Below are 24140 nucleotides of genomic sequence, written 5' to 3' on the forward strand. Positions count from 1 at the left end.
TCTCACTAATTGTTAACGTAACTGCATATAATCTGAAAAAAGGAAAATTAGTCTATTCCTATAACATTACTGCTAAAATCAAATACAATAAAATTGTAATTATAATAAAAATATTGTTATCCATGTAGTAAATTAAGGTGGATGTATGGCGAAGAGAAGAGTGCGAGCTCTGCAAGTCTCAGTAATATGCGGGTTGATGGCGTTACAATTTCCTGCATTTTCAAACGAAGAAAATACGCAGCAAAGTGTTTCTGAAGTTCAAACGATAGCTTCAGTTACACCAACAGAAAGTTTAGCCAAAATAACACAGTCGCTTCCTACGGATGTGAAACCCATTTTTTCTACGCAATTAGCAAAACTATATGCTGAAAGGCAAATGCAGCTATTGTGGCAAGATGAAACAGCAATTAGCCAATTTCAACAGCAATTGGCAGAATTATCTCTTGCTGGCGTTCAGCCGCAATTCGGGGAATGGTTGGCGATATTGGAAAATAACCAATTAAATGAGTTGGGCCGTGACGCTATTTTGTCTGATGCCATGCTTGGCTATTTACAGTATTTATCTTCGATAGAAGCGAGTGGGCAGTATTGGTTATACACGAATCGGCCATATAAAATTATTGCGCCCACGACGGCTCAAATGAAACCATGGCTAGATGCAGTTGAGTCTAATAACCTAAGTAGTTGGATAAAATCACAGGCGCCAAATCATCCAATGTATGTGCCAATGCGCAAGGAAATGTTGAAATTATTGGCGATGCCTGAAGATAATTTGGAAATTGTGGGAACGAAAACATTAAAGCCAGGGCAGTCTAGCGATGATGTGGTTATGTTACGTCAAATCTTACAACGTGAAGGGTTACTTGAAGGTGGAAGTGTAACCGAAGAAATTGAACCTCCTGAGACAATGGCTCAAGTCGCAGAACAGGCGGTTGAACAAACAGTCGAATCATCAGAAACACCAGCGAGCGCTGTGTCGAAAGTCTATGACCAAGAACTCGTCGAGGCTGTAAAAAAATTCCAATTACAATATGGTTTAGAAGCAGATGGTGTGGTTGGAAAAGGTACGCGTGTTTGGCTAAATATGCAGCCTAAGCAGAAAGCGGGTTTAATGGCACTTAATATTCAGCGCTTGCGTATTATTCCTGCAAGTAGTGGTACCGGAATTTTAGTCAATATTCCTGGCTATTCTTTAGATTTCTATTTAAATGATGAAGTGATTTTAGATTCAAAAGTGATTGTTGGTCGTGCTGATCGCAAAACACCGATCATGAGTAGTGCACTAAATAACGTGGTTATTAATCCGCCTTGGAGCGTGCCAACCAGTATGGCTCGTAAAGATATCGCACCAAAAGGAAAGCAAGATCCAAGTTATTTTAGCCGTAAAGGGTATACAGTGTATTCAGGTTGGGGCTCCGATTCGTACGAAATTGATCCTTATGCGATAGATTGGGAAAATATCACCCCAGCGAATTTCCCATATCGCATTCGACAAGCCCCTGGCCCTACCAATTCATTAGGGCGCTACAAGTTTAATATGCCGAGTTCAGATGCGATTTATTTACACGATACACCAAACCATAGTTTATTTAATCGTAATGCACGTGCAATAAGCTCTGGATGTGTGCGAGTGAATAAAGCAAGCGAATTAGCCAGTATTTTGTTAGGTGATGCTGGTTGGGAACAAAAACGAATTGATGGTGCATTGAAAGAAGGCGCAACACGGTATGTGAATATACCCGATAGGATCCCAGTTTTTCTGTACTATCAAACTGCTTGGGTAGATAAAGACCAGCAACCACAATATCGAGCCGATATTTATCAGTATGATAATTCTATTAATAATGCAGATAAATATTTGCCAATATTGAAAAAGATTTTACACTAATTGTTTATTTAAAAGGGGAGTTTTTCTCCCCTTAGATATTTTAAATTAGCTGTCTGAATATTCTTTGCCGTACATTTCCATTCAGCAAAATTCCACTAAAATCCGTTTTTATCCTGTTTATTCTATTGTTTTATGGCTATTCAGCCATTACCATTTTATTCACCTTTGAAAAAGGCAGCATAATTTGTGTTTTAAATTGCATGTTTCGAGCGGTTTGAGTGACAAAACTCTCTTTTTGACGAAAATTGCAATAAAATTTCTGTGAAGTATGCATATCTTTACATTATTATACATTAAAGCTAGGCATGATTTGCTAGACTCAATAGGTTGCCAAAATTTTATCGATTAATACTGAATTTATTAGAGTCTGAGCTATCACCTATGGATATAATTGATCAATCCCGCAGAAAATGGTTAGGTATTGGGGCCGCAACGATTGGCCTTAGTTTATTACCAAGCCATGTATTTGCTGCAATGACGACCCCTCGACCACGTATTTTACGTTTTCAAAATATTAATACAGGCGAATCGTTAAAAACTGAATTTTTTGATGGGCGCCGCTACAATAAGTCTGAACTAGCACGTTTAAATCATTTTTTCCGTGACTATCGTTGTGACAAAGTGAAAACCATCGACCCCAAACTGTTTGATCAAATCTATTTATTACAAATGATGATGGGAACAAATAAACCTGTGCAGCTTATTTCTGGTTATCGTTCTCTAGAGACTAATAATAAATTACGCAGTAAAAGCTCTGGTGTGGCGAAAAAAAGCTACCACACACGCGGGCAGGCAATGGATTTCCATATTGAAGGTTTACAGTTGAGCAATATCCGTAAAGCCGCATTGAAAATGAAAGCGGGTGGCGTTGGTTATTATCCTCGAAGCAATTTTATACATATCGATACAGGACCAGCAAGAACGTGGTAATCTGTGCATAGGTGACATAGATTACGGAGTAATTGCTCGATGAAATATACTATTATCCCAGTAACACCGTTTATGCAAAACTGCCAAGTTATTTGGGATGAAAATACGTTAGATGCAGTTGTTGTTGATCCCGGAGGAGAAGCGGAAAAATTAATTTCTACTATTGAAAACCTTGGGTTGAAGTTAACTAAAATTCTGTTAACTCATGGCCATTCTGATCATATCGGTGCATCAGCTATCCTCTCTAAGCACTTTTCAGTGCCTATTTATGGCCCACAAAAAGAAGACGCTTTTTGGATTGAAAACCTCGCAGAGCAAAATGCGATGTTTTACATTGGCGAATGCCCTGATTTTACGCCAGATTACTGGTTAGAAGAAGGGGATAAAGTAACTTGTGGCAATATCACATTTGATGTGTTGCATTGTCCCGGTCATACCCCTGGTCATATTATTTTTGTGAATCACGCTGATAAATTAATTTCAATGGGTGATGTATTGTTTAAAGGGGGAGTCGGGCGAAGTGATTTTCCTCGCGGTAACCACCAAGACTTAATCTCCTCTATTAAAAATAAAGTATTACCTCTTGGTGATGATTTTCAATTTATACCAGGTCACGGGCCGATGTCTAATCTCGGTTTTGAACGAAAAACAAACCCTTTCTTGCAAGATGAACAACCAGTTTGGTAATTAAAAACTATTTATATTATCCATTGATGCCTCATTATTGAGGCATTTTTATTTTTATGAGTGTAGTTAAATTTACTCCTAATTTTATATTACTTATGGAATGAAAGTATTGGTTTTGCTATTTTTCTATTTTAAATAATAATTATGGATAATTACTAGATGAAAGAAAATGACCAAACTATTAATTTCATGCAATATAATTTATATAATTATATTAATGCTCCTAAAAACAAAACATTTTTTATCAATATGATGACTGAGTATGGTATCAATCATAGTCAATCACCAGGTTATTGTTATGGGTTGACAAATGAGTTTTTAATCTATGAAATAAACAATAAAGGTGCTGATTACATTCAGCAATTGAATTATTTATATGATATTATTAATTTTGATAGCGAGGGTTTATCTGCAATAGATAAAGTAAAGTATGATGCTTTGAAAATGCACGCCCAAGTTTTATTGAATGACTATATTTATGGTTTTATTAAAATTCAGGGAATTCATAATAACTCATTAAGGAATAAAACTTATTTTGATAGCCTAGCCTATGATGAAATTAATAATAGAGTTTTTCGTGATTATCTTAATGATATAATTGATAAAAATTTTAATAAAGCAGTAAATGAAAATAAAAAAGATAAAGTGTATTATCAGTATCTTTATGAATCTCAAAAAATAAAACTTAAAGAATATATCAATGCACTATATGTAGGAGAAGATTTCTTTAATACAAAGGAAGGAGAGATTATTAGTTCTGACCCTATATTTTTAAAATTAAAAGATAGATTTATTCGGGGTGGGGAGGTATTAGGAAATAAATACTCCGTCTCTGATGCAAATTTTTTTATTGATTCGATATCTGAAAGTGTTAATAGAGATAATTATTTAAAGTTAGAATTAATAAATAAAAAACGAGGTGTTCAAGGAAATAATATACATCAGAATTATTCATTCAATACATTAAAGGGAACGACAGTCAAGAGGTTTAAGGACGTCGTTATTGGCCATACAGCTAAAAATAAAACACCACTCTATTATCAATTGATTTTAGGTAACCACGTAGTTGTTGTTAGCGCAAAGTATAACAATAAAAATAAATCATGGGAATATAAATTCTTTGACCCTAATTATGGTGTTGCGATGATTAACAAACAGGTTGATTTTTTTTCTTATTTAGATAGTCATATTAAGAAAATTGCTAAAGAAAGCAAAATACCTATTTTTGAGAATGATTATAATATAGCTGTTAGTGAGTTTGTAAAAAATGGAAATAGTGGGATTGATTTTAAAAAAATAAATAATACCAGTTTAAAAATAACTGAAAATGTACTTTTAGCTGAGAGGGGAATCACTTATCAGAAGAAGGGGAGTAAGTGTAAAATAATATATAAAGAATTTAATCCGGAAAATTGTTTATTAAAAATTAAGGTTGTCACAGGGAGCACAGAGTTTATAGCATATACGGATATTTTAGATGGACAAGACCTTTATACACGGATAATTAATAATCCTGAAACTATAGCAAAAATTAAAAAAGATGTTTTTATCTCTCAAGATGGATATAAAATATATTCGATAAATAAAAATTTCGACATCAAGACCTTTGAAAATATCAATAAAAGCCATAATAACCAAAACATTGCAAGGGATTATATTCGTACCAACTTGCATTTAAAACCGTTATCCAGTAATGAACCTAAGGCTATTACAGGGATCCCAGAAAATCATCAACGAGCCATTACGCAAGTTGCTAATGACTATAATGTTATTATAGGTATGCGACCTATTGATTATAAATCGACAAGTTTAATCGCTTCTGGCTTATATGGCAGTAAAGGGCTCATGATTAAAGGTAAAAGTTCAGATTGGGGGCCTCATAGTGGCTTTATTCCTATTTTGCAGCAGTTTGCTAAAAAATCAGGCCGGGATGAGCAAGAAAAATATAATGGTTATATAACGCAGTCTATTGAGCAAGGGCATGCAAAGCCGGTAATACTTGAAGTAACTCATGAGCGTATGAATGAGCTACTTAAATATGGGGCTGTGACTTCATTGGAGGATATAGGCAGGGGGGACCATATAAGAAGAACAACTGCCAAAGTGGATAATGTACCACATAGTTTTATTCTGAATAATATAACACGAGGAGAAACTAAGTTATGGCAAGTCTTTTATCAGTCTGGTCATAAAACAGCTCCTTTCCTGGTAGTCGGTGACCCTAAAACAGGGAAAGCTATGACAGCAGATTATGATCTCTTTAGTGTTATCTATCCAGTTTCTGAGCTAGAGCATTACGTTAAAGTGTCAGAAATGCCTTCATGGCAAGAGTGGAAAGCGAGTGTTAACTATGATGAACTCACAAATGAACAGAAAAAGCTTTATCACAATGAAGCTGAATATAATAAAAGAGAGGGGAAAGATAATGGTATTACGAATGCAAAAATCAAGGAGATTAATCAAGAGTTAAATAAAAAATTAGAGCGCCCCATTGGATTAGAGTTAGTACATCATGGGGCTGATGATGCCAATCCTGGAAGTGTGATGAAAGATAACTTTCCGATTACTTTTTTCTTACCGGATAAATTAAAAGGAAAAAATAAATTATCAGGAACACGTCAGTCGATAGGTACATATTTCCAAATGAATTCATCGGGTGCGGTTATTATTAATGATGTTGAAAGCCTTTCAAATTTTCAACAGTTATTAATCAATGAGGGATATCGTGCTCCTCTTAATGCTAACTGGCGTGAAGGGGAATATGCTGAATACTTTAATCCAAAAAGAAAAATATCGGATAGCTATATTAATGCAAGTAGAGAGATACAGCGTAAGAAAAGTATTCCTATCGCTGTGCGAAATTTTATTGAAGGTAAAGAAACTCAAAGTGGATACATTGATAATATTGAAAATAATTTCGGTAAACCGTTTGCCAAATTAGAGTGGCAGCCACACCACCAGCTAACTGTATTACTAGAAAAAATAGCGTTAAAAGAAATTTCTATTCAAGATATCAATAAGACAGATCACGCTTATTTATTGACGTATTTTTCAGATGGAAATGGAAATATAGATATTAAAAAATTAAAAATTGCAGTATCAGACCCGTTAGTTAACCGAAAACTAAATGAATATCTAAGTCAAAACGCTGAAACGAATATATTATCACTAGAGTTGCTCTTAGAACCCTCAATATCAAGTAGTTATCAACAACAAGCGAGTGATATTCAGACATTATTGATCGCGATAAAAAATGATTTATCAATATTAAATCACTTAAGTGAGCGTTCGCAGAATATATTAATGAAACTATTTCCTGCTGGGGATAGAATAGATAAAGGTAAAATTTTAGAGTTAGTGACTGATAATCATAAACTGATTTCATTTAACAATAGGTTAAATGAGTTTAGTGAACTATCTTCAGCTAATTTTATTGGGGAAAATGCACCATTCAAAAAATATTCTTTTACAGAAGCGTTTTATTTTTATGAACAAAGCCAAGCACAGCGATTGGCACAATTTAACCAACAATTAATGTATGGTAATAAGGTTGAGTTACTGAACCATGGGGTTATTCGTTCTGGCTCTCAAAACCGAGGTATGGATCAAACGTTGGGGGGGACATACGCGATTGAATTTTATTTAGCAGACGGTCATTTAGCACGAGACTTTATTGAACGTAAATCGCAAATAGAGCAAGCTATAGTGAAAAATACATCGACATCAGCAGAAAGATCACTGTTGAAAAAGATGGAACAGTATAGCCAATATATTAATATTGAAGTTCACAAAAATGGAATATCAATAGCGGATCAACCGATAGGAAATCTGTTTTCAGCAGTTACAGATACGAATAACGTAATAATATTCTTAAAGGGGAAATCGGTAACTTACACCGTCACTCATGTGCAACGTAATGGAGGTTATGAAATCAGCTTATTTGATCCTCAAGGGATTCAGTTAAGTGTAAAAAACAGATCTTCTCAGCAAGCTCAGCAGCAATTCCAACGGAAAATTAAGCATTATTTTAGTGAAAACCTCCAACTTTCTAATGGCGAATTTAGAGCAGACTTCCAGTTTATTGACTTGGATTCGACAGGTTTTAAAACCGTATTGTCTTCTATGCGTAACCAACGACAAACAATTATTGACCAAGCTGAATTTACACTACCAAAAAACCGCTGGGTCACGCTCAATGGTGAAAAAATTGCTTTTGCCAAATTACAACAACTTGGTGCAACTATTAAAGGAAAACCGATTTCTCTAGGCGACCTAAAATCCATTGATTTACATAATAAAATCCGTTTTTCTCCTGATAAACTAGCGATGTATTTCACACTGATGGAAGGTGGAAAAGAAGATCTCGCTTTCATTAAAGTGTTCCATGAGCAATTAAAATCAGCAGATATCCATCAGCTAGTCGAGCGCCAAGTTAATTTTGCTGAATCGGGGGTATTGAAAAGACAGTTTAAATATTTAGCGAATAATGTTGATGCTCAACAGGAGACTATAGCGCCTTCCACTTTAGCTAAGGTTCGTCAAGCAGGTCATAAGCTTCCTCAATTTCAGCGCATAGCCAATCGTGCTGGTCAACTAATGGGCGCAACCGGTGCTATCCAAAGCCTGATCAGCGCGTATGCAATTTTGGACAAATTAGATAACCCAGATCTTAGTGACGAAGAAATTAAAGAGCTAGAAAAACAGTTTTATTTACTTGCTGCGTCTGCTCTATTTAATTATGGCGATATGATAGTGCAACCAATGCTATTAAATATCGCATCAGGTAAGGGTGCGACTTCGTTAGTCCGCGCGAGGATCGCCACGGGGACGGTGGTGATTTTCAATTTGGTGGGGATGGGAATTGATATCTATCAAGCTTACGACAGCTTATCTAAACTGGACAGTGTAACAGACCCTAAACAGCGCCAAGACCTTATTGTGAATGCTTCTTTCTCTATTGCGAGTGCGGTGATCAATGGGGTCACCGTTATTGGTATCTTAGTGGGGTCTTCTACAATTCCAGTCGCTGGGCTAGTTATTGGTGGGATCTTACTGGTAGGAGGCTGGATTTATAGCGGCGTTCGTGCGGTTGAAAACATCAAACAAGTTATTGATATTGATTGGGATCGTGAATTAGAAGAAGGGATCCGCGGTGCTTTAGGCTTAGACCCAACCTTACGTAGCCAGCAAGAGATGAATATACAGCATTATATTAATGCGTTCAAAGAGCAAGATTGGCATATGGATCTAGCTTTATTTGAAAATAATATTCTACAGGCAGGATTTGCTCATCACCTCAGTATTATTGAAAAGCCGACTTATGAAAATGAGCCGAAATATTATTTAGTTGATAATTATGGTAATTATTTCTACGGTAAGCTGGGAAATCTATATATGGGGGCGGGGGATACTTCTGTGCGGTTTGTACGTAAAGGGGCTCCCACATTTACGGCTGATGAGATTGATTTTATTTTAAAAAATAAAATTGTCAGAACCACCGCGTGGTTTAAAAATTTAAAGGTTTTATATGAAAAAATGGGCTGGTCTATTCGCCATAATTTTCGCCTTCAATCAAAAGAGAAAGCGGTATTTGACCTTAAAAATATCGGAAGTATCGCCACTCACGAGCGTTACTCTTTAAATTCTGCTTATAAGAGCCCGTTATTTGAGGCATTTAAAGCACGACATCAAATTTTAGATAATGAATTATCATTACCCCTGCAATATCAGTTAATAAATTCTAACCCGGAACAAATTAGTTTTTATTCGAAAAAAACGGAGTTTGGCGTCTTAGGGCAACATATGCTCAGAGAAAACGAACGTGCTTTTAGTGAGCATATAGTGAATAACAGCCAGCGGACAGCGTTATATATTGAAAATACTAATAGCGAAGGAACCAGCTGGAATACAGCGAATGGTAATGATGTTGTCATTGGTAAAAAAGTACAAAAAAATGCCTTTCAGGTGTTATCAGGTGAGAAATACTTTGCGGGAGGAGATGAGAGCGATCTATTTTTTATCCGAGATAGCTGTTTAGCCTCGTTAACATCGCGAGAAGATAACAAGCCGACTAAGTACCTTGACGGTCAAGGAGGGCAGGATATCGTCATTATTGATAACCTACCCGATGGCTACCGAGTGTCTGTAGACTTAAACGAAAATAGGCTGCATTACCAAAGAGGAGGGGATCATCCTTTTATTCCCGTTGCGCATTTGCAAAATATGGAAAATGTGATGGTCAGGGGGAATAGCAATGATCATTTACAGGGGAATGACACTGCAAACATACTGGATGGTGGACTAGGTAAGGATATCTTAGAGGGTAAAGAAGGGGATGATAAACTCATTTTAACGCAAGGAATTGCAGCTGGTGGTGATGGAAATGACAACTATCATATTCGCCGCTATGAGTGGCTTGAACATGTTGATGACTTGTACCTTACAGAGCGTTATTTCGACAGAAAAGAGAAAGCAGTTAAAACGCGAAAGTCTCTTAACCCTAGCTATACAGAAGGTAGCCATCAGTTTCAGGCAAAGGTGGTTATTAAAGAATCTAATTATTTACAAAGCAGAGTCACTTTAGAGTATTTTCTAGATGAAATAAAGCACGTTCAAATTGACGGCAACCACTTGGTTTTAACCCTCAAACAACCAAAAAGTAGTATTGATGGCCATTTTTTTCAACATGTGGAAAGTGAAGTCACCATTGTCCTCGAAAATGTGCAAGATGCGGCGTTGAAGGCACCGCATCATGGATATCAGCTACAAACACTTGATGGTTGGGTGATGACAACAGTGATAGATGAAAAACATCCTAACCAGTATTTCAGCTTAAGCTATGTACAAGAAAGTGATCAACTTCCCTCTACAGAAGGAAAATCCGTCAAAATAGATGAATCTGCGGGGATCATAACGATAAACCAATCTCGTCATTATAAAAAGCCAACATGGGGATGGTTTGTGCCAATAGGCCATGCTAATCATTTAACTTACCGTGGAAATAGTCAAAACAACGTATTACCCCTGATAAAATTAGGTAGCCATATTGAAGTTAGCCATGGAATAGATACCTATCAAATTGTGCAAGGCAAAGAAGAGTATGGTGAGGTTGAGTTTGATTTCTCTAAAGTAAATGACAGTTTTACAGATAAAGACAGCCTGTGCCTATTGTTACCTACAGAGAATGGTTATTCACTCTATAAGGATGATGGGCAGCTATACAGCGTAGATAAATTTGGGCAAAAAAAATTGGCTATTAAATTTAGCAACGTAGGTAATAAGATCTCTAATGCTGTTTTAATCCAAGATAAGCATAGCAACTTATTTAAAGTCAATTTACAGGCAAACCGCTTATCACCAGTAAACCCAGTTAAAGAAAGCAGCACGAGCGACGATGAAATTATATTACCGATAGGGTATCTATCTGAAAAGCATGTCATTGATGGGCAAAGTGGTGACGACACTATTATTAATAAAGGATTAGAAAGTTATGTCCTGTTGGGGGGAGATGGCGATGATAATCTTAAAGCTAGTGCTGGAAATAATATTTTATATGGTGGTGCGGGGGATAACTCTATTAGTGGTGGGTCTGGGGATGATTTGCTGCTATCAAGTCAGGGAAACGATGAACTATTGGGAGGCGTAGGGGATGACCACTATATCATCGATGGTAACCAGCCGGGTAAGGTATATATTAAAGACCAGATTGGGAATAACCATATTCATTTAATCAATTTTAAACATCAGCCAACTGAAAAGAGTGATACAGAATACCAGTTTTATGAATCATCAGCTGGCAAGCTTGTCAAAATTAAGGTTTCTATCGATGATGGTGAGGGTAAATTCAATATTCACCACTATGAGCGGCTGGATGAAAAATTTAACTGCTCCACGAGCCACGGGATGACCCCGCTCGTTAATTATCTCTCTGAAAAACTCCATAAAGCCAAACAGTCAGGGGAGTTTACCACTTGGAAACCCATTGATGAGCTTACAAGCACATTAAATGGCGTGGTAGCCAATGACGGAGCGAGACCTTTAAACCTAACATTGAAAGATGATGGGATTGTATTACAACAGGATTGCACGAGAAATAATTGGCTTATTGATACCTTAGCCGGCAATGATAATGTCATGGATATGTCTCAACAAGGGCGTATTATTAAGGGGGGTAGTGGTAACGATAAGCTGATTACCCTAGGCGGTGAAAATGTACTGTATGGCGGGCAAGGTAATGATGTACTACTGGCACAAGGGATGCATCAAGACGTGCTAATCTCTTTAAATGGAGAAGATCAATTAACGGGAACTCAAGGTGATGACCTCTATATTGTCAGCGGTCATGGAAAAGGTGATGTGAAGATCACGGATGTTGAGGGACGCAATCAAGTGGTTCTAATTGATTTTAATACTGAAGAAGTTAGTTATAAACAATTGTCTGCTAAGGTTGCAGAAACAACATATCGCTCAAAGAGTGGAAGGCAAGTGACGCTATCTCATAACAACCATGTTGGGTCAAAGCATAGTGTCATGCAGGTGCGTCATTTCAATAATTACAAGGAATTATCGAAACAACATATAGAGCAAACCATTGATCGCTTGGTTCAGTTACTTGTTGAAGAGCGCATTGATTACGAACGAAATCTCGACCTTAGTATCACTAATGATAATTACCGGAAGAATTGGGGAGCGGTACAAATAACGGAGCGCTTCCTTAGCCATCTTAAATAGTTTTTTATAAAAAATGCCAGTCAGTAACGTAACTGACTGGCATGATATTAAAAACGCTGTTTTATCGTTTTCAATGCTTAATTTTTAATGCATCCGAATAATTACAGCACTTTCACGATAGCGTCACATAAAGGAACCATGTTTTCCAGTGTTAAGCCTGCCACGTTAATACGGCCAGAGCTTACCGCATAGATACCAAATTCGCTACGTAGACGCTCTACCTGCTCTTTTGTTAGGCCACTGAAGGAGAACATACCATTTTGGTTGATAATGAAGCTAAAGTCTTGTTTAGCGCCTTTTTCTTCCAATGTTTTCACTAACAATTGGCGCATGCGTTTAATACGTTCACGCATTGCGGTTAACTCTTGGATCCACTCAGCTTTTAACACGTCATCAGAAAGGATGGTTGTTACCACTGCGGCGCCGTGTGCTGGTGGGTTTGAGTAGTTTGCACGAATAACGGCTTTCGCTTGGCTGAATGCGCGCTCTGCGTTGTCACTGTCTTTAGCGATGATGGTACAAGCGCCGACACGCTCATTGTATAAACCGAAGTTTTTAGAGAATGAGCTCGCCACAATCATTTCAGGGTTGTTTTTAGTGAAAATGCGCAGGCCTTCGGCATCTTCATCTAAGCCTTTTGCAAAACCTTGGTAAGCAAAGTCAAAAACCGGTAATAAGCCTTTTTCTGCACATAATGCGGCGAGTTTTGTCCATTGCTCAGCGGTTGGATCAATACCCGTTGGGTTATGGCAGCAGCCGTGTAAAACAATCACATCCCCCGTTACCGCAGATGATAAGCTGTTAAGCATGCCGTCAAAATCCATACCGTGGTTGGCTGCGTCATAGTAGTTGTAAGTTAAAACTTCTAAGCCAGCTGCCTCAAAGATGTTTTTGTGATTAGGCCAAGTTGGGTTGCTGATCCAAACACGTTTTGCATTGGTTTGTTTGGCAATAAAGTCAGCGGCGATACGCAGTGCGCCTGTACCACCAGGAGCTTGCGCTGTACGTGCACGTTTTGAGGTGACAATTTCATGTTGTGCACCGAATAACAGTTCTTGTGTTACACGGCCAAATTCTGGCATTCCGCTAATCGCAAGATAGTTTTTGGTGTTTTCGTTATCCAGCAGGAATTTTTCTGCTTTTTTAACGGTATCAAGCACAGGGGTTTTCCCTGATTCGTCTTTATAGACGCCAATACCTAAGTTGATTTTATTATCGCGGGGATCAGCACGGAAACTATCAGCAAGACCTAAGATTGGGTCAGCAGGGGCAGAAGTAATTTTTTCAAACATGTTGTCGATTCCAAAGCTCTGTAGTGGTACCCACACAGTTCCTAAGGTATGAAGGCATAAGTGAGAATGCGGTTGGCTATCCTTGCTTGTAATCTGCCCAGACCATACGAAACTCGCGGGTGTAGCTGAAAACGGGTTTAGTCGAACGAGTCGAGTTCTCAGGGTAACGTGATAAAGGCTTTTTGCCAACCGTTTTACCAAAAATTGGCGAGATCTTGTGAACTAGGTAGGAATTGCATGTAATCTGACCATAAATATCTATAAAGGTGGTGAATCAGTCTGTCTTATTGATAATTCTGGTATTAATTCTGGTATTTTTGTGGAGGAGAAATTTATGCTAGAGATGAAAAAAGAGAAATAAAAAAGCAGCGCCGAAGCGCTGCTTACAAAAACATGTTACCGTTTTCTAACTTATCAGTTAACTGATAATTAGAATTGGTAAATTAAACCTAAACCAACAACGTTATCAGTGCTGATACCGTACGCTTTGGTGAATTCATTTTTATCTAACAGGTTGATTTTATAATCAACAACTGCAGACATGTTTTTGTTGAAGTAGTAGTAAGAACCTACAGAGATATATTTAACTAAATCTTTGTTACCGTATGCGCCTAAGTCTTTACCTTTAGATTGGTTATAACCTAAAGATGGTTTCAGACCGAAATCGAACAGGTACTGTGCAACTAACTCTACGTTTTCAGTTTTGTTAGCAACACCTGACTCAAAGTCACCGCCTGCACCGTAACGAGTCATGTTTTTAGTTTGACCGTACATAGCCGCTAAGTAAACATTGTTAGCGTCGAATTTACCACCCACGTTCCAAGCTTCAGCTTTTTTACCACCAGTGTCAGCCATTTTTTGCTGTTCTGGAGTACGGGAAGAGTTAGAGTAACCACCACCCAGAGTTACGCCCCAACCTAAGTCATAAGCAGTTGAGAAACCGAAACCGTCACCGTTATCTTTCTTAATACCAGCAGAAGACAGGTTGCTGTCGCCGTTTTTACCTTGGTATTGCAGAGCAAAGCTCAGGCCATCAACATAACCGAACGCGTTGTTGTTACGGTAAGTTAACAGGTTACGGTTACGGCTAGTCATGAAGTTGTCTGCTTGAGCCATAGTGTCCGCACCCCATAATGGGAATACGTCGGTCCATGCGTTCGTGTCATAAACCACACCGTAGTTACGGCCGTAGTCGATTGAACCGAAATCAGCAAAACGTAAACCAGCATATGCTAAACGGTTTTTGTTTTCGCCTTCGTTTTCAGCTTTGTTAGTTTTAGTTTCCCACTCGAAACGACCAAAACCAGTCAGTTGGTCAGTGATTTGAGTATCACCTTTAACACCTAAACGAACGCGTGAATCATCACCGTCTTGGCTTGGAGCATCTTTGCTGCTACCGTCAGCGAGGTAGTGACGAACGTCAACTTTACCGTAAACGTCTAATTTGTTGCCGTCTTTATTGTATACTTCAGCTGCGTTTGCTGCACCAGCAGCTAACAGAGCTGGGATAACCATTGCAAGAATATTGCGTTTCATCATTATTATTACCCTCATTGGTGTTATTCGGACACCTGCCACTGCCAAAAATAATTCGCAAAAAATAATTGGAACTATTTGTGAGAGATTAGTGTCGTCTATGTCGGCGACCAGTGTTCCATTGCTAAATAAAATTATCTACCCTCAAAGTGCTACAAAATCAAAGATTCTGAAACAAATGGTAACTAGATGTTTCAAAATGTAAAAAATAGAACAATAAATAATCACTCATCTTACCAGTTTAAAAAATATTACAAAAATTAGGGAACTTTTTCAAAAGACGAATTGAGTTTTTTTTGAGCAGTTTAGCGAGTGTAAAGCGGTTATTTATCACTAGTAAAAAGAGAATAGCGAGATTAAAAAGCAGATTATTCTTAGCACCAGCAGATTGCTGGCTGTTTACGGAGAATAATAAGGTGATAACGTAAAAATTGTGATCTGGTTATCATGTGGCTGCAATTCGATGTAACGAGATGAGATAGTTGTACAGCGAAAGTATATTAGGGCTGAAAAGTAACGGGCCAACATCAGCTGGCCCGTAAATTAGGGTGTTAATACAGAAAAGCCGTTATTAGAACGCTGCATTTCTTGGGGTACGTGGGAATGGAATTACTTCACGCACGTTACCGACACCAGTGACATAGGCCACTAAACGCTCAAAACCAAGGCCGAAACCTGAGTGAGGAACGGTGCCATAACGGCGCAGATCACGGTACCACCAGTAATCTTCTTTATTCATGCCCATTTCTTCAAGGCGGGCATCGAGCATATCAAGACGTTCTTCACGCTGTGATCCACCAATGATTTCGCCAATACCCGGTGCTAATACATCCATCGCAGCAACGGTTTTGCCATCTTCATTGAGGCGCATATAGAACGCTTTGATGTCTTTCGGGTAGTTTTTCACAACCACAGGGGCTTTAAAGTGTTGCTCAGCAAGGTAACGCTCATGCTCAGACGACATATCGACGCCCCAATAAACTGGGTTTTCGAATTTTTGACCACAAGTTTCTAGGATTTTAATGGCATCCGTGTAATCAACTTGTGCAAAGTCTGAGTTAACAAAGCTTTCTAAGCGGTTGATAACGTCTTTATCAACACGTTGTGCAAAGAATTCTAAGTCATCACGGCGTTCTTCAAGAGCGGCTTTGAAGGCGAATTTCAGCATTTTTTCTGCAAGGCCTGCGACATCGTCTAAAGAAGCAAAAGCAACTTCAGGTTCGACCATCCAGAATTCAGCTAAGTGACGGCTAGTATTTGAGTTTTCAGCACGGAAGGTTGGGCCGAAAGTGTAGACTTTGCTAATTGCTGTTGCGTAGGCTTCACCGTTCAGTTGGCCTGAAACAGTCAAGAAAGCTTCGCGGCCAAAGAAATCTTCGCTAAAGTCAACTTCACCTTTGTCATTACGTGGCAGGTTGTTGTAATCCAGCGTGGAAACACGGAACATTTCACCCGCGCCTTCGGTGTCTGACGCAGTGATCACTGGAGTTGAAACCCAGAAGTAGCCTTGTTCATCAAAGAAACGGTGGATAGCTTGTGCTAAAGTGTGGCGCACGCGCGCAACGGCACCAATTAAGTTAGTGCGCGGGCGCAAGTGGGCTGCTTCACGTAAGAACTCAACGCTGTGGCGTTTTGCTGCCATTGGGTAGGTGTCAGGGTCTTCAACCCAACCAACCACTTTAACGTTTGTGGCTTCAAGTTCAAATGATTGACCTTGGCCTGGGGATTCTTTTACGGTACCCGTAACTTCAACCGAACAACCCGTTGTGAGATGCAGGACTTCGTCATTATAATTAGGTAAATTATTATTAATGATAGCCTGTAACGGATTAAAGCAAGAACCGTCATAAACGGCGAGGAAAGAAAAACCAGCATTTGAATCTCTCCTTGTACGTACCCAGCCTTGAACGGTGACTTCTGTGCCTACCGCCACTCGGCCTTGCAGTACGTCGACTACAGGCGCTACTATCATATAATTCACTCTCTTCTATATAATGGTTAATCTTATGCATCTGCAACCCGTCATACTTCGAGCTGTAGGTGTGTTGGCTTCACAAACTGACCCTAGTCACATACTTATGTATGCTCCTAGGGCTCAATTTGCTAGCCGCCTTCCTACAACTCGAATTATTTAGGGTGTATTCCAACTTTCGTAATAGGAATATTCAACACCGAGTTCAAAGGCACAACAACATTGTTATTATGCGAATGGCGGATGAAGCAGATTAATAAGGCTTCTTCAATATTAAACCCATTTTTCAGGGGCCAAAGCTCTATGTTACTTGCCATTTGTTAGGAAACAAGTAAAAAATCGCGATAAAACATTTCTGTTGAAGCGAAGCATGGTTATTGAGCTTAAAAGCTATAGTAATAGTAAGTGAATAAAAGAAAAAGGGGGTTTTGAAGCTCTGGGCAAGAAAAGTGCAAATTCTTACTCAGAGCTAGGGAAAAGCGACTTAATTAGCTGGCTTTTTCCATTTTAGGTAGGTCAAACGCTTTTCTGAGTTGGTTGACGAACTCATCATCTTCACAAATGGTTTTGCCTGGGCTATCTGAGAGCTTAGCGACAGGCTTACCATTGCACTCGACGAGCTTAATCACAATATTCAACGGGGTTACATGTGGAATATTGCAGGTTAGACGAGTACCGATACCAAAAACAAGGTTAATCCGCTGATGAAAATAACGATATAACTCAAGTGCTTTTTGTAAGTCTAAGCTGTCAGAGAACACTAACGTTTTGCTCATCGGGTCAATACCCAATTTTTGGTAATGAGCGATGGCTTTTTCACCCCATTCGATTGGGTCCCCTGAGTCATGACGCAACCCTTGGTAGCGGTTTGCAAAGTTAGCATCAAAATCACGCAAAAAGGCATCCATGGTGATACAGTCAGTTAATGCCACACCTAGGTGATTAGGGTATTCATCAAGCCAGCTCTGCAATGCCTCACGTTGGCTATTTGCTAACTCAGGGCTGATTTGTTGATGGGCTTGGAACCATTCATGGGCTTGTGTGCCAACAGGGGATAAATCTAATTCGTGTGCAAGTTTGTAATTGCTCGTCCCAACAAGATAAGGAAACTCTTGTTTAAGCATTGAAACAATGGCGGATTGTACGTCGTAGGAGAAACGGCGGCGCGTGCCAAAGTCCATGAGCTTAAAGTTAGACAAATCAAGTTGGTGTTCATCGGCTTGTTGATAGAAAACATTTAGCAGCTTTTTGAGTTGCTGAACAGCATCATCAGGATGAATGTTTGGGTGCCTATCTTTTTGGATGATTTCACTGACCAATGCAAGGAGCGGTACCTCCCACATAATCACTTCACGCCAAGGCCCACTGATGCGGATCGCTAACTGACCTTCATTTGTGGTACTGACAACGACTTGTTCTGGGTTAAAGCGGAATGACTTTAACCACATAAGATAGTCTTCTTGGAAGAAAGGTAAGCGGCGGAGAAAATTCAGCTCATCATCAGAAAGTGACAATTTAGCCATTAACTGAATTTGTTGCCTAATTTCATCGGCGTAAGCACCTAAGATCTCACTGCTACGACAGCGGAACTCAGCGACAACCGGTACCTGGTGGTAACGGTGGAAAACGGCCTGCTGCATATGAAGCTTGTAAGCATCGGTATCAAGCAGTGATGTAATAATTGGTGTAGCGTCTAAATTCATGGCACGCAGACATCCTCGCGGAGCTTATCTTTACCACTAATGCTATTCATTTTTACTCTTGTTTTCCAAAAAGTCACAATGAGATAAAAGCAGCAATAGTCGTTAGCTAAATCGTTAAAGTTGCAAAAGTATACCCACTTTAGCAAAAGATAGAAGTGTTATTCTATCTCTTGTTTTCAAGGAGCACGGCAACCTAAATTCGCGTATTGCCTTTCTGTATTACTATGAAATCAAATAAATACGTTTTATGTATATTCTGCCCATAGAAACAGACAAAAGCATTAATCACGAAAAGATACTAACACGCCATAAAATATTTAATAGTGCTATAGCACCAACAAACAAACGAATTTTTAACAAAGTTAAGTAGGGTGAGACATACAAAGCTAACATAGCCATAAAAATAGATAACATTTTTTGATGAAAATGTTTCTCAAATCCATTCACATTATTGTGGCTTATAGTATTGTATAAGTATTAAAGCAGTACGATATTGAATATAACGAATTAAAAGGTTACTTATGACCCAGTTAAGACAAGCGAAATATCGTCAGGATTATCAAGCACCTGATTACACAATTACAGAAATTGACCTCGATTTTAATCTTGACCCAGTGAAGACAGTGGTTACCGCAGTAAGCAAGGTAAAACGCCTTAATCCGCAATCTTCAACGCTTGAACTCAATGGCGAAGATTTATCGTTAGTCAGCCTCGAAGTCGATGGCAAAGCATGGCAGGACTATAAAGAATCTGAAGGTAAATTGATTATTGAGTCATTACCTGAATCATTCACACTACGGATTGTGAATGAAATTAGTCCTGAAAAAAATACAGCGCTAGAAGGGCTATATGTTTCAGGTGAGGCGCTATGCACACAATGTGAAGCGGAAGGTTTTCGCCATATTACCTATTACCAAGACCGACCAGATGTGCTGGCTCGTTATACCACCTCAATTACAGCAGATAAATCACGTTATCCTTATTTACTGTCAAATGGTAACCGTATCGCAGAAGGTGAGTTAGAAGATGGTCGCCATTGGGTTAAGTGGGAAGACCCATTCCCGAAACCAAGTTATTTATTTGCCTTAGTAGCAGGCGATTTTGACGTTTTAAAAGACAGCTTTGTGACTCGTAGTGGCCGTGAAGTTGCGTTAGAACTTTTTGTCGATAAAGGCAATTTAGACCGTGCTCCTTGGGCAATGCAGTCCCTGAAAAATGCCATGAAATGGGATGAAGAACGCTTTGGTTTAGAGTATGACCTTGATATCTATATGATTGTTGCCGTTGATTTCTTCAACATGGGAGCAATGGAAAATAAAGGGCTGAATGTCTTTAACTCTAAATATGTTTTAGCTAAAAGCGAAACCGCGACGGATAAAGATTATTTGAATATCGAATCTGTGATTGGCCATGAATATTTCCATAATTGGACAGGAAACCGCATTACTTGTCGTGACTGGTTTCAATTAAGCCTAAAAGAAGGGTTAACCGTTTTTCGCGATCAAGAATTTAGCTCTGATTTAGGCTCCCGCTCAGTTAACCGTATTAACAATGTCAAAGTGATGCGTTCAGCCCAGTTTGCTGAGGATGCAAGCCCAATGGCGCACCCGATCCGTCCTGACAAAGTCATTGAAATGAACAATTTCTATACCTTAACGGTGTATGAAAAAGGTTCTGAAGTTATTCGCATGATCCATACACTGCTCGGTGAGGAAATGTTCCAAGCGGGAATACAACTTTATGTTCATCGCCATGATGGCAGTGCGGCAACCTGTGACGATTTTGTGCAGGCGATGGAAGATGCATCAAATGTTGATTTATCACTATTTCGTCGTTGGTATAGCCAATCAGGGACACCAGTTTTAACTGTACGTGATGAATATTCACCAGAAAAACAGCAATATACCCTACATGTTAGCCAAATGACGCCACCTACAGCAGATCAAGCTGAAAAGAAACCATTGCATATCCCATTGGATATTGAGCTCTATGATGAGCAAGGTGGCATTATTACGCTAAAACGTGATGGCAGTGTTGTAAATTCAGTGCTAAACATTACGCAAGAAACTCAAACGTTTGTATTTGATGAGGTGACAAGACGTCCAGTTCCATCCTTATTACGTGAGTTTTCAGCCCCTGTAAAATTAGATTACAACTACACGGATGAGCAATTAGCTTTCTTGATGCAGCATGCAAGCAATGAATTTGCTCGTTGGGATGCCGCGCAGCAACTAATTAATAATTATGTAAAAATTAACGTGGCTCATTATCAAAACGGCGAGGCATTAGTTTTGCCTGAGTCGGTGGTTGATGCTTTCCGTGGGGTATTATTAAGTGATTCGATTGATCCTGCGTTAGTCGCATTGATATTAACATTACCTTCCGAAAATGAGCTTGCCGAATTATTTACGGTTATCGACCCTGTCGCAATCCATGAAGTGGTGAACTTTATCCATCATCAATTAGCGGTAGAAATGCATGATGAACTTCTCTCTGTTTATCGTTCCATTAATATTGATGGCTATCGTGTTGATCACCAAGATATTGCTAAACGCTCATTGCGTAACATTTGCCTGCAATACTTAGCCGCGGGTGACGATAGCGAGCTGGCGAACAAATTAGTGCTGGAACAATACCAATCAGCCGATAACATGACGGATTCGCTGGCTGCATTGACCGCAGCAAATGAATCACAGTTAGCTTGTAAAGATCAGTTAATGGCAGACTTTGATGAGCGTTGGCACCATGACGGGTTAGTTATGGATAAGTGGTTTACATTACAAGGCGCAAATCCAGCGAAAGAAGCCCTTACCAATGTACGTGAATTATTGAATCACCGTTCATTTAGTATGAGCAATCCTAACCGTGTTCGCTCACTTGTTGGTGCCTTCACTGCAGGGAATCCAGTTAATTTCCATGCAGAAGATAGCAGTGGTTATCAATTCTTGTATGAAATTTTAGTCGATCTGAATACGCGTAATCCACAGGTAGCATCAAGACTGATTGAGCCGTTGATCCGTTTAAAACGTTATGATGCAAAGCGCCAAGCACAGATGCGCAAAGTGCTTGAACAGTTAAAAGCGCTTGATAACCTTTCTGGTGATCTATTTGAAAAAATAACCAAAGCGTTAGAAAGCTAGTTTATATAGCTAGCCAATTATTGATTTTAATAAGCCGCTAAAATTTAATTTAGCGGCTTATTATTGTTTATGACAAAAGTGGAATATTAAATGAGAGATAACTCTCATAAAATGGTTGTTTTTCCCCCGAAACCCCAGACAAATGCATTTTTATTGATTTTTTCGTGGTAAAAGGGCAATAAGATAGGGTAATCTGTAGCGCGTTTTATCCGACGAAAAAATCGCATGAATGAAAGCTCGGCAAATTGTATTTGGCGGGGTTTTAGCGTGCGACATGATGTCTACTCTATTGAAACGTACTAGTAAAAATAGGTTATTGGATATGCTATATCACCTTGCCCGCAAGGCACTATTCCAGTTCGACCCCGAAAAAGCGCATGAATTGACTTTTCGCCAGCTTCAACGTTTGAATCATTCCCCTTTCCAATGTCTTATTCGCCAATCAGTTGCCACTAAGCCCGTTCAATGTATGGGGCTTTCCTTCAAAAACCCACTAGGGCTTGCTGCGGGTTTAGATAAAGATGGTGAATGTATTGATGCATTTGGCGCAATGGGTTTTGGGTTTATAGAAATTGGTACAGTAACTCCTCGTCCCCAATCTGGTAATGATAAACCGCGGTTATTTCGACTTGTAGAAGCTGAAGGTTTAATTAACCGGATGGGCTTTAATAATAAAGGTGTCGATAACCTTGTCGAGAACGTCAAGAAATCGAATTACGGTGGGGTCATTGGAATCAATATAGGTAAAAATAAAGATACACCTGTTGAACAAGGTAAAGATGATTATTTAATTTGCATGGATAAGGTCTATGCTCATGCAGGTTATATTGCTATTAATATCTCCTCACCAAATACGCCAGGGTTACGTACATTACAATATGGCGAAGCGCTGGATGATTTATTAAGTAGCATAAAAGCAAAACAACTGGAATTACAATTACAGCACCAAAAATATGTGCCTGTTGCTGTAAAGGTTGCGCCTGATTTATCTGAAGAGGAAATTATCCAAGTTTCAGATAGCCTAGTCAGACATAATATCGATGGCGTTATTGCAACGAATACCACGTTAGATCGTTCTTTGGTTCAAGGGATAAATCATTGCAATGAAGCGGGTGGATTAAGCGGTCGTCCTGTACAATTAAAAAGCACACAAGTTATTAAGATTATTTCGCGTGAATTAAATGGCAAACTGCCAATAATTGGAGTGGGTGGAATTGATTCCCTTACTGCAGCACGTGAAAAAATGGAAGCGGGTGCCTCTTTAATTCAAATTTATTCTGGTTTTATTTACCATGGGCCAAAATTAATTAAAGATATTGTTAATCATATCTAGTAATAAATTGTAAATTTACCTATCAAGGGGGTTTATTTATTCCCCCTTTTAAACTATATTGCTAATAGTGGCTATTTTTGTATCAAATTGAACTCAATTTTTAGTAGATTTGCTATTTAGATAACAATATTATCCGGATATTTCTAACGTATCTTATTTAGTAGATCCAATTTTTAGCATATAAAAATAAGCCCTAGAGTAAATTTAGAAAGGATCACTATAGAGATCATTTCTGCTATATTTACCGGTAAATCGCTAAAGGGTCGTTTATGAATATTAAACCTGATGATCATTGGCGTTGGTATTTTGATCATGACCATAATAGAGTGATGTTAGATCTCGCCAACGGCATGATATTTCGTTCATGTTTTCCTGCTAAGATGCTAACGGTTTTTGCTCGTAATGAGATGCCATTTAGTATCGAAGATGCAGGTGAATATTATTTATTCGATGAGCAGGCTAAAAGATTAAATATTACTCAAGAAGAAAGAGCTGAATTAGTCTTAAATAGCTTAGTTGCTTTTCGTTTTTTAAAACCACAGATGCCAAAGAGTTGGTATTTTTCTTCATTTCACTATATTAATGAACCTAAGCAGGGGCAAATAATTCAAGTGTGTTTAGAAAATACAAACCAGTACTTCACATTTATTATTGCTGAAGCTGGCCCATCTGCGAGTTTATGTTTATTAGCAGAACCAATCTTAGAATTACCCGATCGAACTTTACGGTTTTGCGATCCAATTAAGATCATGAACGATCGCATGCTTGAATATTCATCTAAAGTTAAACGTCAATTATATGGTAATGCTATTTAAATGATCGGCAAGGATCTAGTGAAAAATAGTTAAATAAATAGGTTTCTTTGCTAATTTAATTAATCTAGTTATGAGTGTTTAACACCATCTGAGAATTACTCCCCTGATGGTGTT

The 24140-nt window shown here is 38.6% G+C and carries 11 protein-coding genes; 7 read left to right on the forward strand and 4 right to left on the reverse strand.

What is annotated here, in order from left to right:
- Positions 1-145 precede the first annotated feature (145 nt).
- The 4 genes from ldtD to PR725_RS16030 all read left to right on the forward strand — a co-directional run bounded on the left by ldtD (position 146) and on the right by PR725_RS16030 (position 12235).
- Positions 146-1888, forward strand: a complete 1743-nt coding sequence (ldtD, locus tag PR725_RS16015; RefSeq protein WP_123382107.1) for a L,D-transpeptidase — start codon at positions 146-148, stop codon at positions 1886-1888.
- A 381-nt stretch (positions 1889-2269) separates the two neighbouring features.
- On the forward strand, positions 2270-2818 hold the full coding sequence (locus tag PR725_RS16020; RefSeq protein WP_004256173.1) for a YcbK family protein: 549 nt from the start codon (positions 2270-2272) through the stop codon (positions 2816-2818).
- 39 nt (positions 2819-2857) lie between these two features.
- Positions 2858-3505, forward strand: a complete 648-nt coding sequence (locus PR725_RS16025; RefSeq protein WP_164528978.1) for an MBL fold metallo-hydrolase — start codon at positions 2858-2860, stop codon at positions 3503-3505.
- Positions 3506-3664: 159 nt separating this feature from the next.
- On the forward strand, positions 3665-12235 hold the full coding sequence (locus PR725_RS16030) for an anthrax toxin-like adenylyl cyclase domain-containing protein (protein WP_272569770.1): 8571 nt from the start codon (positions 3665-3667) through the stop codon (positions 12233-12235).
- 101 nt (positions 12236-12336) lie between these two features.
- Here the strand turns inward: PR725_RS16030 and PR725_RS16035 are convergent, their stop codons facing one another.
- The 4 genes from PR725_RS16035 to pncB all read right to left on the reverse strand — a co-directional run bounded on the left by PR725_RS16035 (position 12337) and on the right by pncB (position 18738).
- Entirely contained in the window at positions 12337-13527 is a 1191-nt protein-coding gene (locus tag PR725_RS16035; protein ID WP_117162075.1) for an amino acid aminotransferase, read from the reverse strand.
- A gap of 429 nt (positions 13528-13956) precedes the next feature.
- On the reverse strand, positions 13957-15063 hold the full coding sequence (locus tag PR725_RS16040; protein ID WP_110732273.1) for a porin: 1107 nt from the start codon (positions 15061-15063) through the stop codon (positions 13957-13959).
- A 571-nt stretch (positions 15064-15634) separates the two neighbouring features.
- Positions 15635-17035: an asparagine--tRNA ligase gene (gene asnS, locus PR725_RS16045; protein ID WP_115167629.1), complete on the reverse strand. Its 1401-nt coding sequence runs from the start codon at positions 17033-17035 to the stop codon at positions 15635-15637.
- A gap of 488 nt (positions 17036-17523) precedes the next feature.
- Positions 17524-18738, reverse strand: coding sequence for a nicotinate phosphoribosyltransferase (pncB, locus tag PR725_RS16050; RefSeq protein ID WP_004909615.1), 1215 nt, complete (start codon positions 18736-18738; stop codon positions 17524-17526).
- Positions 18739-19259: 521 nt separating this feature from the next.
- Between pncB and pepN the strand changes: the two genes are divergently transcribed.
- The 3 genes from pepN (at position 19260) to PR725_RS16065 (ending at position 24026) form a co-directional block, all read left to right on the forward strand.
- The gene (pepN, locus tag PR725_RS16055) at positions 19260-21878 is read left to right on the forward strand and encodes an aminopeptidase N (protein ID WP_164528973.1); all 2619 of its coding nucleotides are present in this window, start codon (positions 19260-19262) and stop codon (positions 21876-21878) included.
- A gap of 322 nt (positions 21879-22200) precedes the next feature.
- Complete coding sequence (gene pyrD / locus PR725_RS16060; RefSeq protein ID WP_164565713.1) at positions 22201-23211, forward strand: quinone-dependent dihydroorotate dehydrogenase; 1011 nt, start codon at positions 22201-22203, stop codon at positions 23209-23211.
- Between the two features lie 269 nt (positions 23212-23480).
- The gene (locus PR725_RS16065; protein WP_004909622.1) at positions 23481-24026 is read left to right on the forward strand and encodes a cell division protein ZapC; all 546 of its coding nucleotides are present in this window, start codon (positions 23481-23483) and stop codon (positions 24024-24026) included.
- The last annotated feature ends 114 nt before the right edge of the window (positions 24027-24140 follow it).

The organism is Providencia sp. PROV255 (assembly GCF_028478065.1).
Classification (GTDB): domain Bacteria; phylum Pseudomonadota; class Gammaproteobacteria; order Enterobacterales; family Enterobacteriaceae; genus Providencia; species Providencia rettgeri.